11 protein-coding genes and 2 pseudogenes are annotated in these 17,075 nt (G+C 67.1%); 12 read left to right on the plus strand and 1 reads right to left on the minus strand.

Going from position 1 to position 17,075, the window contains the following annotated elements; genetic code table 11:
* Positions 1–290: 290 nt before the first annotated feature.
* Genes BAY1663_RS15535 through BAY1663_RS15545 form a run of 3 tightly spaced genes read left to right on the plus strand, consistent with a single transcriptional unit; the run spans position 291 to position 5,225 of the window.
* Complete coding sequence (locus BAY1663_RS15535; protein WP_037042448.1) at positions 291–1,367, plus strand: HlyD family secretion protein; 1,077 nt, start codon at positions 291–293, stop codon at positions 1,365–1,367.
* The gene (gene rbbA / locus BAY1663_RS15540) at positions 1,364–4,108 is read left to right on the plus strand and encodes a ribosome-associated ATPase/putative transporter RbbA (RefSeq protein ID WP_037042450.1); all 2,745 of its coding nucleotides are present in this window, start codon (positions 1,364–1,366) and stop codon (positions 4,106–4,108) included. Before BAY1663_RS15535 ends, rbbA begins: the two co-directional genes overlap by 4 nt.
* A gap of 1 nt (position 4,109) precedes the next feature.
* Complete coding sequence (locus tag BAY1663_RS15545) at positions 4,110–5,225, plus strand: ABC transporter permease (protein ID WP_037042451.1); 1,116 nt, start codon at positions 4,110–4,112, stop codon at positions 5,223–5,225.
* 15 nt (positions 5,226–5,240) lie between these two features.
* On the opposite strand, the gene BAY1663_RS15550 is transcribed toward BAY1663_RS15545, so the two are convergent.
* Positions 5,241–6,176 (minus strand): GGDEF domain-containing protein, encoded by a 936-nt coding sequence (locus BAY1663_RS15550; RefSeq protein ID WP_037042453.1) that lies wholly within the window; start codon positions 6,174–6,176, stop codon positions 5,241–5,243.
* A 272-nt stretch (positions 6,177–6,448) separates the two neighbouring features.
* Here BAY1663_RS15550 and rfbB point away from each other — a divergent pair, with 272 nt between their 5' ends.
* The 9 genes and pseudogenes from rfbB (at position 6,449) to dctM (ending at position 16,888) form a co-directional block, all read left to right on the plus strand.
* Positions 6,449–7,522: a dTDP-glucose 4,6-dehydratase gene (rfbB, locus tag BAY1663_RS15555; protein ID WP_037042455.1), complete on the plus strand. Its 1,074-nt coding sequence runs from the start codon at positions 6,449–6,451 to the stop codon at positions 7,520–7,522.
* Positions 7,519–8,391, plus strand: a complete 873-nt coding sequence (gene rfbA, locus BAY1663_RS15560; RefSeq protein WP_037042457.1) for a glucose-1-phosphate thymidylyltransferase RfbA — start codon at positions 7,519–7,521, stop codon at positions 8,389–8,391. The genes rfbB and rfbA overlap by 4 nt, the downstream gene beginning before the upstream one ends.
* Positions 8,388–8,933 (plus strand): dTDP-4-dehydrorhamnose 3,5-epimerase, encoded by a 546-nt coding sequence (rfbC, locus tag BAY1663_RS15565; RefSeq protein WP_037042459.1) that lies wholly within the window; start codon positions 8,388–8,390, stop codon positions 8,931–8,933. The genes rfbA and rfbC overlap by 4 nt, the downstream gene beginning before the upstream one ends.
* Positions 8,930–9,846 (plus strand): annotated as a pseudogene (gene rfbD / locus BAY1663_RS15570) (dTDP-4-dehydrorhamnose reductase). The gene rfbC and the pseudogene rfbD overlap by 4 nt, the downstream one beginning before the upstream one ends.
* Positions 9,847–9,971: 125 nt before the next feature.
* Positions 9,972–11,780, plus strand: coding sequence for an ATP-binding protein (locus BAY1663_RS15575; protein WP_037042461.1), 1,809 nt, complete (start codon positions 9,972–9,974; stop codon positions 11,778–11,780).
* Positions 11,777–13,171, plus strand: a complete 1,395-nt coding sequence (locus tag BAY1663_RS15580) for a sigma-54 dependent transcriptional regulator (protein ID WP_037042463.1) — start codon at positions 11,777–11,779, stop codon at positions 13,169–13,171. Before BAY1663_RS15575 ends, BAY1663_RS15580 begins: the two co-directional genes overlap by 4 nt.
* Positions 13,172–13,724: 553 nt before the next feature.
* Positions 13,725–14,719 (plus strand): annotated as a pseudogene (gene dctP, locus BAY1663_RS15585) (C4-dicarboxylate TRAP substrate-binding protein DctP).
* A 261-nt stretch (positions 14,720–14,980) separates the two neighbouring features.
* Entirely contained in the window at positions 14,981–15,607 is a 627-nt protein-coding gene (locus tag BAY1663_RS15590) for a TRAP transporter small permease (protein ID WP_037042465.1), read from the plus strand.
* Positions 15,608–16,888 (plus strand): C4-dicarboxylate TRAP transporter large permease protein DctM, encoded by a 1,281-nt coding sequence (gene dctM, locus BAY1663_RS15595; RefSeq protein ID WP_037042468.1) that lies wholly within the window; start codon positions 15,608–15,610, stop codon positions 16,886–16,888.
* Positions 16,889–17,075 lie beyond the last annotated feature (187 nt).

Raw genomic sequence — 17,075 nt, forward strand, 5'->3', positions numbered from 1 at the left:
CGTTACGGGCCTCGGGGATCATGTAGGAGCCGGCTTGCCGGCGATCATTGGCGCTACGGTGGATCGCCGGCAAGGACTCGGCGTCCCCCCGGCTCCTACAGGTCCGGTGTTCCCCGCCCCTGCAAGGCTGGCCTGGCGCCATGACCACAGCGAATCGTCTATCCGCGGCGCCTATGTCGGCGAACGCTCACGAACGGGGTGCGAAATCGGGATTTTAATTGACGCAGGCTAAACACTCTTCAGCCTGATCGCTTAGCATGCGAACTATCGCGCCCGCATAAGGAACGTTCATGAAAGCGCCAGCACAGAAAAACCTCCGCCGGATTCTGCTCGTGGTCGTTGCGCTCGTCGTCATTGGCCTGCTGGCCTGGTCGGAGCTACGTACCGACGGGCTGGGCGACGGTTTCGCCAGCGGTAACGGGCGCATCGAGGCCACCGAGATCGACGTGGCGACCAAGCTCGGCGGGCGCATCCGCGAGATCGCCGTCGACGAGGGCGACTTCGTCCAGCCCGGCCAGGTGATCGCGCGCATGGATACCGAGGTGCTGGAGGCGCAGCTCAACCAGGCCCGCGCCCAGGTGCGCCAGGCCGAGAACGCCATCCTCACCGCCCAGGCGCTGGTCGCCCAGCGCGAGAGCGAGAAGGCCACCGCCGAGGCCGTGGTGCACCAGCGCCACGCCGAACTGACCGCCGCGCAGAAGCGCCACCAGCGCACCGAGACCCTGGTCGCGCGCAACGCCATGCCGCGCCAACAACTGGACGACGACCTCGCCGCGATGCAGAGCGCCCAGGCCGCGCTGGCGGCCTCGCGGGCACAGGTGCTGTCCGCCGAGGCCGGCATCGCCGCGGCGAAATCCCAGGTGATCGAGGCACAATCGGCGCTGGAAGCCGCCCAGGCCAGCGTCGTGCGCCTGCAGGCCGACATCAGCGACAGCGAACTGAAGACCGACCGCGTGGCGCGCGTGCAATACCGCGTGGCGCAGCCGGGCGAAGTCCTGGCGGCCGGCGGCAAGCTGCTCAACCTGGTCGACCTGGCCGACGTCTACATGACCTTCTTCCTTCCCGAGCGCCAGGCCGGGCGCGTGGCCATGGGCGCCGAGGTGCGGGTGGTGATCGACGCCGCGCCGCAGTACGTGATCCCGGCCCGGGTCAGCTACGTCGCCAGCGTCGCGCAGTTCACGCCGAAGACCGTGGAGACCGAGAGCGAGCGCGAGAAGCTGATGTTCCGGGTCAAGGCACGGATCGACCCCGAGCTGCTGAAGAAGCACATGGAACAGGTCAAGACCGGCCTGCCCGGCATGGCCTACCTCAAGCTGGACGCCGACGCCGAGTGGCCCGCCCACCTGCAGATCAACGTCAGCCCATGAACCAGCCGCTCGCGCCGGTGGCGCAGGTCCAGGGCGTCAGCCTGCAATACGGCAAGACCCGCGCGCTGGACGACCTCAGCGTCGACCTGCCGGCACGCTGCATGGTCGGGCTGATCGGCCCGGACGGCGTCGGCAAGTCCAGCCTGCTGGCGCTGATCGCCGGCGCGCGCAAGCTGCAGCAGGGCCAGGTGCGGGTGCTCGACGGCGACATGGGCGACCGCCACCACCGCCGCGCGGTGTGCCCGCGCATCGCCTACATGCCGCAGGGCCTGGGCAAGAACCTCTACCCGACGCTGACGGTATTCGAGAACCTCGAATTCTTCGGCCGCCTGTTCGGCCAGGCCGCCGACGAGCGCCACTGGCGCATCGCCGAGCTGACCCGCAGCACCGGCCTGGCGCCCTTCGTCGAACGGCCGGCCGGCAAGCTGTCCGGCGGCATGAAGCAGAAGCTCGGGCTGTGCTGCGCGCTGATCCACGATCCGGACCTGCTGATCCTCGACGAACCGACCACCGGCGTCGACCCGCTGTCGCGCAGCCAGTTCTGGGAGCTGATCGAGCGCATCCGCCAGGATCGTCCACAGATGAGCGTGCTGGTGGCCACCGCCTACATGGACGAGGCGCAGCGCTTCGATCACCTGGTGGCGATGGACGCCGGGCGCATCCTCGCCACCGGCACGCCGGCCGAGCTGCTGGCGCGCACCGCCAGCGACAGCCTGGAAGAGGCGTTCATCCGCCTGCTGCCGGAGGAGAAGAGCCGCCGCCACCGCACCCTGGCAATCCCGCCGCGCCAGGCCAGCGACGACATCGCCATCGAGGCCCACGACCTGACCATGCGCTTCGGCGACTTCGTCGCGGTGGACCGGGTCAACCTGCGCATCGAGCGCGGCGAGATCTTCGGCTTCCTCGGCTCCAACGGCTGCGGCAAGACCACCACCATGAAGATGCTCACCGGGCTGCTGCCGGCCAGCGAGGGTTACGCCCTGCTGTTCGGCAAGCCGGTGGACCCGCACGACCTGCAGACCCGCCAGCGGGTCGGCTACATGTCCCAGGCCTTCTCGCTGTACAGCGAGCTGACCGTGCGGCAGAACCTCGACCTGCACGCCCGGCTGTTCCACCTGCCGGCCGAGCGCCGCGAACCGCGCATCCGCGAGATGCTCGAACGCTTCGGGCTGGTCGACGAGGCCGACAGCCTGCCCGAGGCGCTGCCATTGGGCGTGCGCCAGCGCCTGTCGCTGGCGGTGGCGGTGATCCACGCGCCGGAAATGCTGATCCTCGACGAGCCCACCTCCGGCGTCGACCCGGTGGCGCGCGACGGTTTCTGGGAACTGCTGGTGCAGCTGTCGCGCGAGGACGGCGTGACCATCTTCATCTCCACCCACTTCATGAACGAGGCGCTGCGCTGCGACCGCATCTCGCTGATGCACGCCGGCCGCGTGCTGGACAGCGACACGCCGCAGGCGCTGATGGACAAGCGCGGCCTGGCGACCCTCGAAGAGACCTTCATCGCCTACCTCGAGGATGCCGTGGCCGAAGGCGCCGCCAGCGGCCCGCAGGACACCGCGACGGCCACCGAGCGCGAGCGCCCGGCCAAGGTCGCCAGCAGCGCCGAGCTGCGCGCGCGCTTCAGCCTGCGCCGCCTGCTCAGCTACACCCGCCGCGAATCCATGGAACTGCGCCGCGACCCGATCCGCGCCACCCTGGCCATGCTCGGCACCGTGCTGCTGATGTTCATCATGGGCTACGGCATCAGCCTGGACGTCGAGGACCTGACCTACGCGGTGCTCGACCACGACCAGACCACCACCAGCCAGGCCTACGCGCTGAACATCGCCGGCTCGCGCTATTTCATCGAGAAGGCGCCGCTGGCAAGCCCCGGCGAGCTGGACCGGCGCCTGCGCAGCGGCGACATCAGCCTGGCCATCGAGATCCCGCCCGACTTCGGCCGCGACCTCAAGCGCGGCGCCATCCCGCAGGTGGCGTTCTGGATCGACGGCGCCATGCCGATGCGCGCCGATACCATCAAGGGCTACGTGCAGGGCCTGCATACCAGCTACCTGCAGGATCTGGCGCGCAGCGCCGGGGTGAGCAGCGCCGCCCTGGCCGACATCGCCATCCGCTACCGCTACAACCCGGACGTGCAGAGCCTGCCGGCCATGGTCCCGGCGATGATCCCGATCCTGCTGATGATGATCCCGGCGATGCTCACCGCCCTCGGCGTGGTGCGCGAGAAGGAGCTGGGCTCGATCACCAACTTCTACGTCACCCCGGTGACCCGCCTGGAATTCCTGCTCGGCAAGCAGTTGCCCTACATCGCCCTGGGCATGGTCAACTTCGCCACCCTGGTGTTGCTGGCGGTGTTCGTCTTCGGCATCCCGATCAAGGGCAGCCTGCTCACCCTGGTGATCGGCGCGCTGCTCTACGTCACCTGCGCCACCGGCCTGGGCCTGCTGATGTCGTCGGTGCTCAACAGCCAGATCGCGGCGATCTTCGGCACCGCCATCGCCACCCTGCTGCCGGCCGTGCAGTTCTCCGGGCTGACCCACCCGGTCTCGGCGCTGGAAGGCGCCAGCGCCTTCTTCGGGCAGATCTATCCGACCAGCCACTTCCTGATCATCAGCCGCGGGGTGTTCTCCAAGGCGCTGGGCATGGCCGACCTCTACTGGTACTTCATCCCCTTGCTGCTGGCGATCCCGCTGCTGACCCTGCTCAGCGTCGCCGGCCTGCGCAAGCAGGAAAAATGACATGCGCACACTCGGCAACGTCTTCCAGCTCGGCCTCAAGGAACTGCGCAGCCTGTACCGCGACCCGGCGCTGCTGGTGCTGATCGTCTACGCCTTCACCCTGGCCATCTACACCGCCGCCACAGCCCTGCCCGAGGCGCCGCACCGGGCCACCCTGGCAGTGGTCGACGAGGACCAGTCGCAGGCCTCGCGGCGCATCCTCAATGCCTTCCAGCTGCCCTACTTCCTGCCGCCGGTAGCCATCGACCTGCGGCAGATGGACAGCGGCATGGACGCCGGTTTCTACACCTTCACCCTGAACATTCCACCGGACTTCCAGGCCGACCTGCTGGCCGGGCGCAGCCCGACCATCCAGCTCAACGTCGACGCCACCCAGGTCAGCCAGGCGTTCACCGGCGCCGGGCACATCCAGCAGATCATCAACGACGAGGTCAGCGCCTTCGTCCAGCGCTACCGCGCCGGCAGCGCACTGCCGGTCGAGGCGGTGGTGCGTACCGCCTTCAACCCCAACCTGACGCGCGCCTGGTTCGGCGCGGTGAACGAGGTGATCAACCAGATCACCATGCTCTCGATCATCCTCACCGGCGCCGCGCTGATCCGCGAGCGCGAGCACGGCACCATCGAACACCTGCTGGTGATGCCGGTGACGCCGTTCGAGATCATGCTGGCCAAGGTCTGGGCGATGGGCCTGGTGGTGCTGCTGGCCTCGGCCTTCGCCCTGCGCTTCATCGTCGAGGGCTGGCTGCAGATCCCGATCCAGGGCTCGCTGCTGCTGTTCATGGGCGGCGCCGCGCTGCACCTGTTCGCCACCACCTCGATGGGCATCTTCTTCGGCACCGTGGCGCGCTCGATGCCGCAGCTGGGCCTGCTGATCATCCTCGCGCTGATGCCGCTGCAGATCCTCTCCGGCGGCATGACCCCGCGCGAGAGCATGCCCGAGCTGGTGCAGCACATCATGCTGGCGGCGCCGACCACGCACTTCATCGAACTGGCCCAGGCGATCCTCTTCCGCGGCGCCGGCGTTTCGGTGATCTGGCCGCAGCTGCTGGCGCTGGTGGTGATCGGCGCGGTGTTCTTTGTCGGCGCGCTGTCGCGCTTGCGCAAGTCGTTGCGCTAGCGGCGGGAACAGAGCCTAACCCTGGACGACCCGATTGCGCCCTTCGCGCTTGGCACAGAACAGCGCCTGGTCGGCCTCGCTCAGCAGCGCATCCAGGCTGCGGCTGGCATCGCTGCAGGCACTGACGCCGAAACTGGCGGTACAGCGTACCGAGCGATCGCCGTCGGCGACGGCCACCGCCTCGATCTCCAGGCGCAGGCGTTCGGCGATCGCCAGCGCCTGCCGCAGATCGGCATCGGCCAGCACCAACGCGAACTCCTCGCCGCCGAGCCGACCGAAGATGTCCTGCTCGCGCACCTGTGGCTGCAGGGCATCGGCCACGGCACGCAGCAAGCGGTCACCCGCGGCATGCCCATAGGTATCGTTGACCCGCTTGAAGTGATCGATATCGAACATGACCACCGCCATGGAGCGTGCCCGGCGATCATGCCGGAAGGCCCGCTCGCCCAGCTCGAAGAATGCCCGGCGATTGTTCAGGCCGGTCAGTTCGTCGGTACGCGCCAGGGCCTCGGCGCGCGACACCGCGAGGTGCAGTTGCTGCTCCATGCGCTTGCGCTCGGTGATGTCGGTGGCGATTTCCAGGCGGACCAGGCGACCGTCGGTCCAGGGAATCGCCTGGTCCCGGCACTGGTACCAGTTGCCATTGGCCGTGTTCTGGAATTCCCAGACGTGCACACCGGCCGGCCGCCCGACGGGATCGACCAGCCGTGCGTTGCTGCAGAACCGGCACGGCCCCTGCTGCTCGGCCTGCAACAGCTGCCAGCAGGTCTTGCCCTGGTACTGGCCCCAGATGGCCCGGCCGTACTCGTTGAGGTACAGCAGCTCGTAGGTCTGCATGTCGGCCACGTAGACCAGCGCATCGAGCCGGTCGAGGATGCTGGCGATGCCGCCAGTCGGCTGGCCGGCTGCGTCCGCATCGAGGCTGGCGCCTGGCACGGGGATAGGGGGCAAGGGGACTCTCCTCTGCACAGCGGTTACGGCATCAAGACCTTGCGCGCCGAACGCGCGCGCAAGCCACTCCTCGCGGCTTGGCCGATCTTCAACCCGGCGCCCTGGCGCGCCGGCTGCCCGGCATCGTGCCAGTGCCCTATGATGCACTCCGGTAACCGAACGGTCACCCGGCGCCCCACGACACCCGGGAATTTTTGTACCGGGGGCCGGTCTATCGTGCCGACATGCTAAGAGCCTGACGCTCGACAGCGCGCCAAGGAAGCCCAATCACTATGCGCATTCTCGTTACCGGCGGGGCCGGATTCATCGGCTCCGCGCTGATCCGTCATCTCATTCTCGATACCGAGCACAGCGTGCTCAACCTGGACAAGCTGACCTATGCCGGCAACCTCGAGTCGCTGGCCAGCGTGGAAGACAACCCGCGCTATCAGTTCCTCCAGGCCGACATCGCCGATCGTGAGCGGGTCAGCGAGGCGCTGCTGGACTTCCAGCCGGACGCCGTCATGCACCTGGCCGCCGAGTCCCACGTCGACCGCTCGATCGACGGCCCGGCCGAATTCATCCAGACCAACATCGTCGGCACCTACCAGCTGCTGGAGGCCACCCGTGCCTACTGGCAGAGCCTGCCGGCCGAGCGCCGCGCGGCGTTCCGCTTCCACCACATCTCCACCGACGAGGTGTACGGCGACCTGCACGGCGTCGACGACCTGTTCACCGAGACCACGCCCTACGCGCCCAGCTCGCCCTATTCGGCGAGCAAGGCTTCGTCGGACCACCTGGTTCGCGCCTGGCAGCGCACCTACGGCCTGCCGGTGCTGGTGACCAACTGCTCGAACAACTACGGGCCGTTCCACTTCCCCGAGAAGCTGATCCCGCTGGTGATCCTCAACGCGCTGGACGGCAAGCCGCTGCCGGTCTACGGCGACGGCTCGCAGATCCGCGACTGGCTGTTCGTCGAGGACCACGCCCGCGCGCTGCTCAAGGTGGTCAGCGAAGGCGAGGTCGGCGAGACCTACAACATCGGCGGCCACAACGAGCAGAAGAACATCGACGTGGTGCGCGGCATCTGCGCGCTGCTGGAAGAGCTGGCGCCGAGCAAGCCGGCCGGCCTCGCCCGCTATGAAGACCTGATCACCTTCGTCAAGGATCGTCCGGGCCACGACCTGCGCTATGCCATCGACGCCGGCAAGATCGAGCGTGAGCTGGGCTGGGTGCCGCAGGAAACCTTCCAGAGCGGCCTGCGCAAGACCGTGCAGTGGTACCTGGACAACCTCGAATGGTGCCGTCGCGTGCAGGACGGCAGCTATCAACGCGAGCGCCTCGGCGCCCTGGAGAACATCGCATGAAAGGAATCATCCTCGCCGGAGGCTCCGGCACCCGTCTGCACCCGATCACTCTCGGCGTATCCAAGCAGCTGCTGCCGATCTACGACAAGCCGATGGCCTACTACCCGATCTCGGTGCTGATGCTCGCCGGCATCCGCGACATCCTGGTCATCTCCACCCCGCAGGACCTGCCGCAGTACCGCAACCTGCTGGGCGACGGCAGCCAGTTCGGCGTCAGCTTCAGCTACGCCGAACAACCCTCGCCGGACGGCCTGGCCCAGGCCTTCCTGATCGGTGAAGAATTCATCGGCGACGACTCGGTGTGCCTGATCCTCGGCGACAACATCTTCCACGGCCAGCACTTCACCGAGAAGCTGCAGCGCGCCGCGGCCCAGCCGAGCGGTGCCACCGTGTTCGGCTACTGGGTCAAGGACCCGGAGCGCTTCGGCGTGATCGACTTCGACGAGACTGGCAAGGCACTGTCCATCGAGGAGAAGCCGAAGAAGCCGAAGTCCAGCTACGCGGTGACCGGCCTGTACTTCTACGACAACGACGTGATCGAGATCGCCAAGTCGATCAAGCCCTCGCCGCGCGGCGAGCTGGAGATCACCGACGTCAACATGGCCTACCTCGAGCGCGGCGACCTCAACGTCGAGCGCTTCGGCCGCGGCTTCGCCTGGCTCGACACCGGCACCCACGACAGCCTGCTGGAGGCCTCGCAGTACGTGCAGACCATCGAGCACCGCCAGGGCCTGAAGGTCGCCTGCCTGGAAGAAATCGCCTACCAGCACAAGTGGATCGACCGCGAGCAGCTGCTGCGCCGCGCCGATGCCCTGGGCAAGACCGGCTACGGCCAGTACCTGTTCAAGCTGGCGGGTGAAGACGCATGAACGTGATCGAGACCGGCATTCCCGACGTCCTCGTCATCGAGCCCAAGGTCTTCGGCGACGAACGCGGCTTCTTCTACGAGAGCTTCAACGCCGCCGCCTTCGAGGCGGCGACGGGGCTCAAGCGCCAGTTCGTCCAGGACAACCACTCCAAGTCCCAGCGCGGCGTGCTGCGCGGCCTGCACTACCAGATCCGCCAGCCGCAGGGGAAACTGGTGCGGGTGGTGGCCGGCGAGGTGTTCGACGTCGCCGTCGACCTGCGCCGGAGCTCGCCGAGCTTCGGCCGCTGGGTCGGCACCCGCCTGAGCGCGCAGAACCAGCGCCAGCTGTGGATCCCCGAAGGCTTCGCGCACGGTTTCGTGGTACTCAGCGAGAGCGCCGAGTTCCTCTACAAGACCACCGACTACTATGCACCGGAGCACGAACGCAGCCTGCTGTGGAACGACCCGGCGCTCGGCATCCAATGGCCGATCGACGAGCCACCGCAACTGTCCGCCAAGGACCAGGCCGGCAAGCCCCTCAGCGAGGCGGAGCTGTTTCCATGAAGATCCTGATCACCGGTAGCAAAGGCCAGCTCGCCCGAGAACTGCAGCTCGAACTCGCCGGTGTCGGCAAACCGTTGGCCCTGGGGCACAACGCCATGGACCTGGCCGATCCCGAACAGATCCGCCAACAGGTGCGCCTGCTGCGTCCGGACCTGATCGTCAACGCGGCCGCCTACACTGCGGTCGACCCGGCCGAGAGCCACCGCGAGCAGGCCTTCGCGGTGAACGCCCACGGCCCCGGTGTGCTCGCCGAAGAGGCGGCCCGGCTCGGCGTGCCGCTGATCCACTACTCCAGCGATTACGTGTTCGACGGCAGCAAGGCCGAACCCTACACCGAGCACGACACGCCGCACCCGCTGGGCGTCTATGGCGCCAGCAAGCTGGCCGGCGAACAGGCGATCCAGGCGGTTGGCGGCGAGCACCTGATCCTGCGCACCAGCTGGTCTATTCGCAACACGGCACGAACTTCCTGCTGACCATGCAGCGCCTGCTGCAGGAGCGCGAGGCGCTGTCGGTGGTCAGCGACGAGATCGGCGCACCGACCTGGGCGGCCAGCATCGCCCGGGCGACGGCCGAGATCGTGCGCAAACGCCAGGCCGGCGAAGGCGGCCCCAGCGGCCTCTATCATCTCACCGCCAGCGGCGAGACCTCCTGGTACGGCTTCGCCTGCAGCATCGCCGAACAGCTGCGCCAGCAAGGTCGCTTGAAAGCCCGCATCGAGCCGATCCCGTCCCGCGACTACCCGACCGCGGCCGCCCGCCCGCTCAATTCGCGGCTCAGTTGCGCCCGACTGCAGCACGACTGGGGCATCCGCCTGCCGGATTGGGAAAGCGCGCTGCATGAATGCCTGGCGCGATCGCACCCGCAACCCGCCGACGCCCAGCTGGCCCACGCCGCGTCGGTCGGCCGCTGACTCCGCGACCAGGCGGCGCCTGCCAGGCGAACCGCCGCACCCGCGGCTCGTCATCGTTCACACGTCGACAATGAACCGTAGCACGATCCGCGTGCATAATGCGCCCGACCCACAGGCGCCCACGCATGACCGCACCGCTTACTCCCCGTCGCCCTCGCTGGCGCAACCTCGCCCTGCTGGCGCTGCTGCTGGCGCCCTTGCTCTGGCCGTTGCAGCAACTCGCCGAGCGTTACTACCGCAACGAGCTGACCGAACAGAACCGGCAGACGCTGGATCTCTACGTCGCCAACCTGCTCGGCACGCTGAGCCGCTATGAAGTGCTGCCGCGCATCCTCGGCGACCTGCCGGCGCTACGCGCCGCCCTGCAGCACGCCGAGGAACCATACGTGCGCGACAGCGCCAACCGGCTGCTGAAGAAGCTGCGCAAGCAGACCGGCGCCGACGTGATCTACCTGATGGCGACCGACGGCAACACCCTGGCGGCCTCCAACTGGGACGAGGAAGACAGCTTCGTCGATCGCAACTTCGCCTTCCGCCCCTACTTCCGCCAGGCCATGGAGGGGCGCCTCGGGCGTTTCTTCGGCCTCGGCACCACCTCCGGCAAGCGCGGCTACTACTTCGGCGCGGCGGTGCGCGACGGCGACCAGGTGCTCGGCGTGCTGGTGGTCAAGGTCGACCTCGATCACACCGAGACGCTGTGGGGCAGCACCCCGGAGCAGTTGCTGGTGACCGACAACTTCGGCGTGGTGATCCTCACCTCGCGGCCGGACTGGCGGTTCCGCGCCACCCGAGGACTTGGCGTGGACGAGCGCGAGCAGATCGCCTTCGATCAGCCCTACCCGACGCTCTATCCGCAGGACCTGACGCTGAACATCGACGCCTGGCTGATCCAGAGCCGCGAGCTGAAGGAGACCGGCTGGACGGTGCGCATCCTCGCGCCGATCAGCCTGGTCGAACGCCCGGTGCGCACCGTGGTCGCCATCGGCGCCGCCACGCTGCTGGCCTTGCTGCTCTGGCTCGGCCTGCTGATGCAGCGCCGCCGGCACTTCCTCGAACGGCTGGCGCTGGACAGCCAGGCACGCCAGCAGCTGGAGCAACGCGTGCTCGAGCGCACCCGCGACCTGGAGGCACTGAACAGCCGGCTCAAGGTCGAGGTGCTCGAGCGCGAACAGGCCCAGCAGGAACTGGTGCGCGCCCAGGACGAGCTGCTGCAGGCCGGCAAGCTGTCGGCACTGGGCACCATGTCGGCGAGCATCAGCCACGAACTCAACCAGCCGCTGGCGGCGATTCGCAGCTATGCCGACAACGCCCGCGTGCTGCTCGACCATGAACGCGTCGATGAGGCGCGCGACAACTTGCGGCTGATCAGCGAACTGACCGCACGCATGGCCTCGATCATCGCCCACCTGCGCGCCTTCGCCCGCCGCGACCAGCACGCCCCGGAGCGGGTGGCGCTGCAGCCGGCGCTGGACGATGCCCTGGCGCTGCTGGCCAAGCGCCGCCAGGCCATGGCCGTCGAGCTGATCCGCGACCTGCCGGAGGCGACCCTGTGGGTGCAGGCGGGCGAAACGCGGCTGCGGCAGATCCTCGCCAACCTGCTGGCCAACGCTCTCGACGCGCTGGCCGAGCGACCGCCGCCGCGGCGCATCTGGCTGCGTGCCGAGCAGCAGGGCGACGGTGTATTGCTGAGCCTGCGCGACAATGGCCCGGGTTTCAGCGCAGAAGCGCTGCAACGCGCCCGCGAGCCGTTCTTCACCACCAAGACCAGCACCCAGGGCCTCGGCCTCGGCCTGGCGATCTGCGATACCCTCAGCCGTGCCCTGGGCGGCGAGCTGCACATGAGCAACCATCCCGACGGCGGCGCCCAGCTCAGCCTGTTCCTGCGCAGCGCCGAGCCCGGGGTCGCCTTTCCCACCGAGGACCATTTCCAATGAGCAGCGACAACCCGATCAGCGCCCAGGCCCAGGTGGTACTGATCGACGACGATCCGCACCTGCGCCAGGCACTGAGCCAGACCCTCGACCTGGCCGGCCTCGAGGTGATCAGCCTGGGCGATGCGCGCGACCTGGCCGCCCGCCTGCCGGCGGACTGGCAGGGTGTGGTGGTCAGTGACATCCGCATGTCCGGCATCGACGGCCTCGAACTGCTGCAGCAGTTGCGCGCGCGCGACGGCGAGCTGCCGGTGATCCTCATCACCGGCCACGGCGATATCCAGCTGGCGGTGCAGGCGATGCGCGCCGGCGCCTACGACTTCCTGGAAAAGCCCTTCCCCAGCGAGGCGCTGCTGGACAGCGTGCGGCGGGCCCTGGCGCTGCGCCAGCTGGTGCTGGACAACCGCAGCCTGCGCCTGGCCCTGGCCGACCGCCAGCAACTGTCGTCGCGCCTGCTCGGCCAGTCCCAGGCGATGCAGCGCCTGCGCGAGCAGATCGGTGCGCTGGCCGGGACCCAGGCTGACGTGCTGATCCTCGGCGAGACCGGTGCCGGCAAGGAGGTGGTGGCACGCGCGCTGCACGACCTGTCGAGCCGGCGCAGCGGCCCGTTCGTGGCGATCAATGCCGGCGCGCTGGCCGAATCGGTGGTCGAGAGCGAGCTGTTCGGCCATGAACCGGGCGCCTTCACCGGCGCGCAGAAACGCCGGATCGGCAAGTTCGAGTTCGCCAATGGCGGCACGCTGTTTCTCGACGAGATCGAGAGCATGAGCCTGGACGTGCAGGTCAAGCTGCTGCGCCTGCTGCAGGAGCGGGTGGTCGAGCGGCTCGGCGGTAACCAGTCGATCCCGCTGGACATCCGCGTCATCGCCGCGACCAAGGAAGACCTGCGCGTCGCCGCCGACCAGGGCCGCTTCCGCGCCGACCTGTATTACCGGCTGAACGTGGCGCCGTTGCGCATCCCGCCACTGCGCGAACGCAACGAGGACATCTTCCTGTTGTTCCAGCATTTCGCCGAGGCCGCCGCCCAGCGCCACGGCCTGCCGATCCGCGAATTGCGTGCCGAGCAGCGTGCGCAGCTGCTCAGGCACGCCTGGCCGGGCAACGTGCGCGAGTTGCAGAACACCGCGGAGCGCTTCGCCCTGGGCCTCGAACTTGGCCTGGAGGACCCGGCCCAGGTTGCCGAAGGCGCGGCGGCGACGGGCAGCGCCCTCAACGAACAAGTCGAGGCCTTCGAGCGCGCCCTGATCGCCGCCGAACTGGCGCGACCGCATGGCTCGCTGCGCAGTGTCGCCGAGGCCCTCGGCCTGCCGCGCAAGACGCTGCACGACAAGTTGCGCAAACATGGCCTGGTCTTCAGCGATGCTGGCGGGACCTCGCCAGATGAGGGCGAGTAGCTGGCGGTTTTCCGCCACCCCCTGGCCGGACGCCCCGCGAAGCCGAGCGGGCGCGCCGACAGCAGAACCACACGGCTCCAACGCTCACCAATCGCGAACCTTCGCCCCGACAACCCGCATTCCCAGGCCCATGCATTCGTCAAAGACGAAGCCGGGCTTGTTCAATTATGAATTTCCAGCGGCCAGGGGCGCCGGGTAGAGTCAGCCGCAGCGTGGATCACTGGGGCGACGAAAGGAATCGATCGCGCCCTCGGCAATTCGCCATTGGGCTGCCCATGACGGTGCCCCGCCGAAAGACTGCAAACCTGCGAGCCAGACGGGCCGGCTGAGAATCATTCGTTAGTATTTTGCCATCATGCGAGTACACTCCGGCGTTACGCGTCGGATCGCCTTGTGCATTTGGCACAAGACTTGCCCTCGCTAACACGATGAACCGGTAAGTCAAGCCGATCAGCGCGCATGTTTCCAATGCCGCCTAGACTTGTCCTGCTGGTTACAGCCGAGCTTTCCGCTTCCATGCGGCAGCTCACTTCACAACAAGAGGAAACGTCTAATGTTCAAACTGACTGCCAAGGCGCTGGCTTGCGCCCTGTCGCTGAGCATCGCTGGTCTGGCCCAGGCGGCTGATCCGATCACCATCAAGTTCTCCCACGTGGTTGCCGAAAACACGCCGAAAGGCCAGGGCGCCCTGATGTTCAAGAAACTGGTGGAAGAGCGTCTGGCCGGCAAGGTCGAGGTTCAGGTTTACCCGAACTCCTCGCTGTTCGGTGATGGCAAGGAAATGGAAGCCCTGTTGCTGGGCGACGTGCAGTTGATCGCACCCTCGCTGGCGAAGTTCGAACACTACTCCAAGGGCGTCCAGGTCTTCGACCTGCCATTCCTGTTCAATGACATCGATGCGGTCGACCGCTTCCAGAAGGGCGAGGCCGGCCAGAAGCTGCTGCGCTCGATGGAAGACAAGAACATCACCGGCCTGGGCTACTGGCACAACGGCATGAAGCAGCTGTCGGCCAACAAGCCGCTGCGCGAGCCGAAGGATGCCCGTGGCCTGAAGTTCCGCGTACAGGCTTCCGCCGTGCTCGACGAGCAGTTCAAGGCCGTGCGCGCCAACCCGCGCAAGATGAGCTTCGCCGAGGTCTACCAGGGCCTGCAGACCGGCGTGGTCAACGGTGCCGAGAACCCCTACTCGAACATCTACTCGCAGAAGATGCACGAAGTGCAGAAGTACATCACCGAGTCCAACCACGGTCTGCTGGACTACATGGTGATCACCAACACCAAGTTCTGGAACGGCCTGCCGGCTGACATCCGCGGCGAGCTGGAAAGCATCCTGAACGAAGTGACCGTTGCGGTGAACAAGCAGGCTGGCGAGCTGAACCAGGCCGACAAGCAGCGCATCCTCGATGCCGGCACCACCGAGATCATCGACCTGACTCCGGAGCAGCGTGAAATGTGGCGCGAAGCATGAAGCCGGTCTGGAAGAAGTTCGAAGGCGAAATCGGCGCCGACCTGATCCAGGCTGCCGAAGCGGCCAACCAGGCTCAGTAAGCCTTGCCGGGGGTGGGCGCCGCCCGCCCCCGCGTTCCATCCATGCGACACCCGACAGCTCAGTGAAAAAACACAGCAGCTAGCGAAGGCGAAGCCCGCACCAGGGCAGGAAGGCAAGGCCAAGGCGATCCCGGGCCGCGCCGCTTCGATGGCGACAACAAGAGTTTTTCATTGCTCTGTCCCCCAGCCACCCGGCTGGTTCATGGCGCACCGTCCGTGCCGCCGTCGATACAACTAGCAGTCCATCGGGAGATGTCATCCATGAACGCCCTCTGGCGCGTCTGGGACCACTTCGAGGAGGGTTTCATCGCCTTCCTGCTGGCCGCCATGACACTGGTGACCTTCGTCTACGTGATCCTCAACAATCTCTACACGTTCTTCTACGACCTGGGTGATCGGTTCGAGGGAACCGCCGACTTCTGGTTCGCCATCGGTGACTTCATCATCGGCCTGGCCCAGTCGATGACCTGGAGTACCGCGCTGACCAAGGCGCTGTTCGCCTGGCTGATCTTCTCCGGCCTCGCCTATGGCGTGCGCACCGCCGGCCACATCGGCGTCGATGCGCTGGTCAAGCTCGCGCCGCGGCATATCCAACGCGTCATCGGCATCATCGCCTGCCTGTTCTGCCTGGGTTATGCCGGCCTGCTGACCGTGGCCAGCTTCGAATGGATCCAGACCCTGTTCACCGCCAACATCGGCGCCGAGGACCTGGGCCACATCGGCATCAAGCAGTGGCATATCGGCATGGTCGTACCGTTCGGCTTCGCCATGGTGTTCATCCGTTTCGCCGAAATCTTCGTGCGCATCCTGCGCAACGAACAGACTGGACTCGGCCTGGCCGATGAAGCGGCCGACGCGGCCAAGCTCGGCGAAGAGGAGCCCAAGTAAATGACCATCCTGTTCCTGTTCGTCGCCCTCTTCTTCCTGATGTTCATCGGCGTGCCGGTGGCCGTGTCCCTCGGCCTGGCCGGTTCGCTGACGATCATGATCTTCAGCCAGGACTCGGTGCGCTCGCTGGCGATCAAGCTGTTCGAGACCTCCGAGCACTACACCCTGCTGGCGATTCCGTTCTTCCTGCTCGCCGGCGCCTTCATGACCACCGGCGGCGTGGCCCGCCGGCTGATCGACTTCGCCAACGCCTGCGTCGGCCACATCCGTGGCGGCCTGGCGATCGGTGCGGTCCTGGCGTGCATGCTGTTCGCCGCGTTGTCCGGCTCGTCGCCGGCCACCGTCGCCGCGGTCGGCTCCATCGCCATCGCCGGCATGGTGCGCTCCGGCTACCCGCAGGCCTTCGGCGCCGGCATCGTCTGCAACGCCGGTACCCTGGGCATCCTGATCCCGCCGTCGGTGGTGATGGTGGTCTATGCCGCCGCCACCGAGACCTCGGTCGGCAAGCTGTTCATGGCCGGCGTGGTGCCGGGCATCCTGCTCGGCCTCGGCCTGATGGTGGCGATCTACATCATCGCGGTGAAGAAGAACCTGCCGGCCCTGCCGCGCGCCTCCTTCCGCGAGTGGCTGTCCGCTGCGCGCAAGGCGGTCTGGGGCCTGCTGCTGATGGTGATCATCCTCGGCGGCATCTACTCGGGCATGTTCACCCCCACCGAGGCGGCGGCCGTGGCGGCGGTGTATTCGGCCTTCGTCGCGCTGTTCGTCTACAAGGACCTGTCCTGGCGCGAGTGCCCGAAGGTGCTGCTGGAGTCGGGCAAGCTGTCGATCATGCTGATGTTCATCATCGCCAACGCCATGCTCTTCGCCCACGTGCTGACCACCGAGCAGATCCCGCAGGCGATCACCGCCTGGGTCATCGAGGCCGGCCTGCAGCCGTGGATGTTCCTGCTGGTGGTGAACATCGTCCTGCTGGTGGCCGGTGCCTTCATGGAGCCGTCGGCGATCATCCTGATCCTGGCGCCGATCCTGTTCCCGATCGCCATCCAGCTGGGCATCGACCCGATCCACCTGGGCATCATCATGGTGGTGAACATGGAGATCGGCCTGATCACGCCGCCGGTGGGGCTGAACCTGTTCGTCGCCTCGGCGGTGACCGGCATGCCGGTCACCCAGGTGATTCGCGCGGTGATGCCGTGGCTGGCGCTGCTGCTGAGCTTCCTGCTGATCATCACTTACGTGCCGTCGATTTCCCTGGCACTGCCGAACTGGCTGGGCATGTAGCCACTCGGACCATTCTCCTTCCATTTTTCGCCCGGCCCCGTGCCGGGCTTTTTTTTGGGGTCATCGCGCTTTCTTGGGGAAGCGAGGATTGATACCGGACTGGCAAGATTGGGTGTTGCTGCCATTTGGTTTGGGCTTGCGCCTTGGTGATCAGGGCGCTTACCGAGTGTGCTGACTCTTCTGGTTT

It is taken from the genome of Pseudomonas sp. BAY1663 (assembly GCF_000582595.1).
Classification (GTDB): Bacteria; Pseudomonadota; Gammaproteobacteria; order Pseudomonadales; family Pseudomonadaceae; genus Stutzerimonas; species Stutzerimonas stutzeri_AF.

What these genes read in the sequence shown, in the direction of transcription:
- BAY1663_RS15535 (WP_037042448.1), top strand. Translation starts at nt 291, where the DNA reads ATGAAAGCGCCAGCACAGAAAAACCTCCGCCGGATTCTGCTCGTGGTC.
- rbbA (WP_037042450.1), top strand. Translation starts at nt 1,364, where the DNA reads ATGAACCAGCCGCTCGCGCCGGTGGCGCAGGTCCAGGGCGTCAGCCTG.
- BAY1663_RS15545 (WP_037042451.1), top strand. Translation starts at nt 4,110, where the DNA reads ATGCGCACACTCGGCAACGTCTTCCAGCTCGGCCTCAAGGAACTGCGC.
- rfbB (WP_037042455.1), top strand. Translation starts at nt 6,449, where the DNA reads ATGCGCATTCTCGTTACCGGCGGGGCCGGATTCATCGGCTCCGCGCTG.
- rfbA (WP_037042457.1), top strand. Translation starts at nt 7,519, where the DNA reads ATGAAAGGAATCATCCTCGCCGGAGGCTCCGGCACCCGTCTGCACCCG.
- rfbC (WP_037042459.1), top strand. Translation starts at nt 8,388, where the DNA reads ATGAACGTGATCGAGACCGGCATTCCCGACGTCCTCGTCATCGAGCCC.
- BAY1663_RS15575 (WP_037042461.1), top strand. Translation starts at nt 9,972, where the DNA reads ATGACCGCACCGCTTACTCCCCGTCGCCCTCGCTGGCGCAACCTCGCC.
- BAY1663_RS15580 (WP_037042463.1), top strand. Translation starts at nt 11,777, where the DNA reads ATGAGCAGCGACAACCCGATCAGCGCCCAGGCCCAGGTGGTACTGATC.
- BAY1663_RS15590 (WP_037042465.1), top strand. Translation starts at nt 14,981, where the DNA reads ATGAACGCCCTCTGGCGCGTCTGGGACCACTTCGAGGAGGGTTTCATC.
- dctM (WP_037042468.1), top strand. Translation starts at nt 15,608, where the DNA reads ATGACCATCCTGTTCCTGTTCGTCGCCCTCTTCTTCCTGATGTTCATC.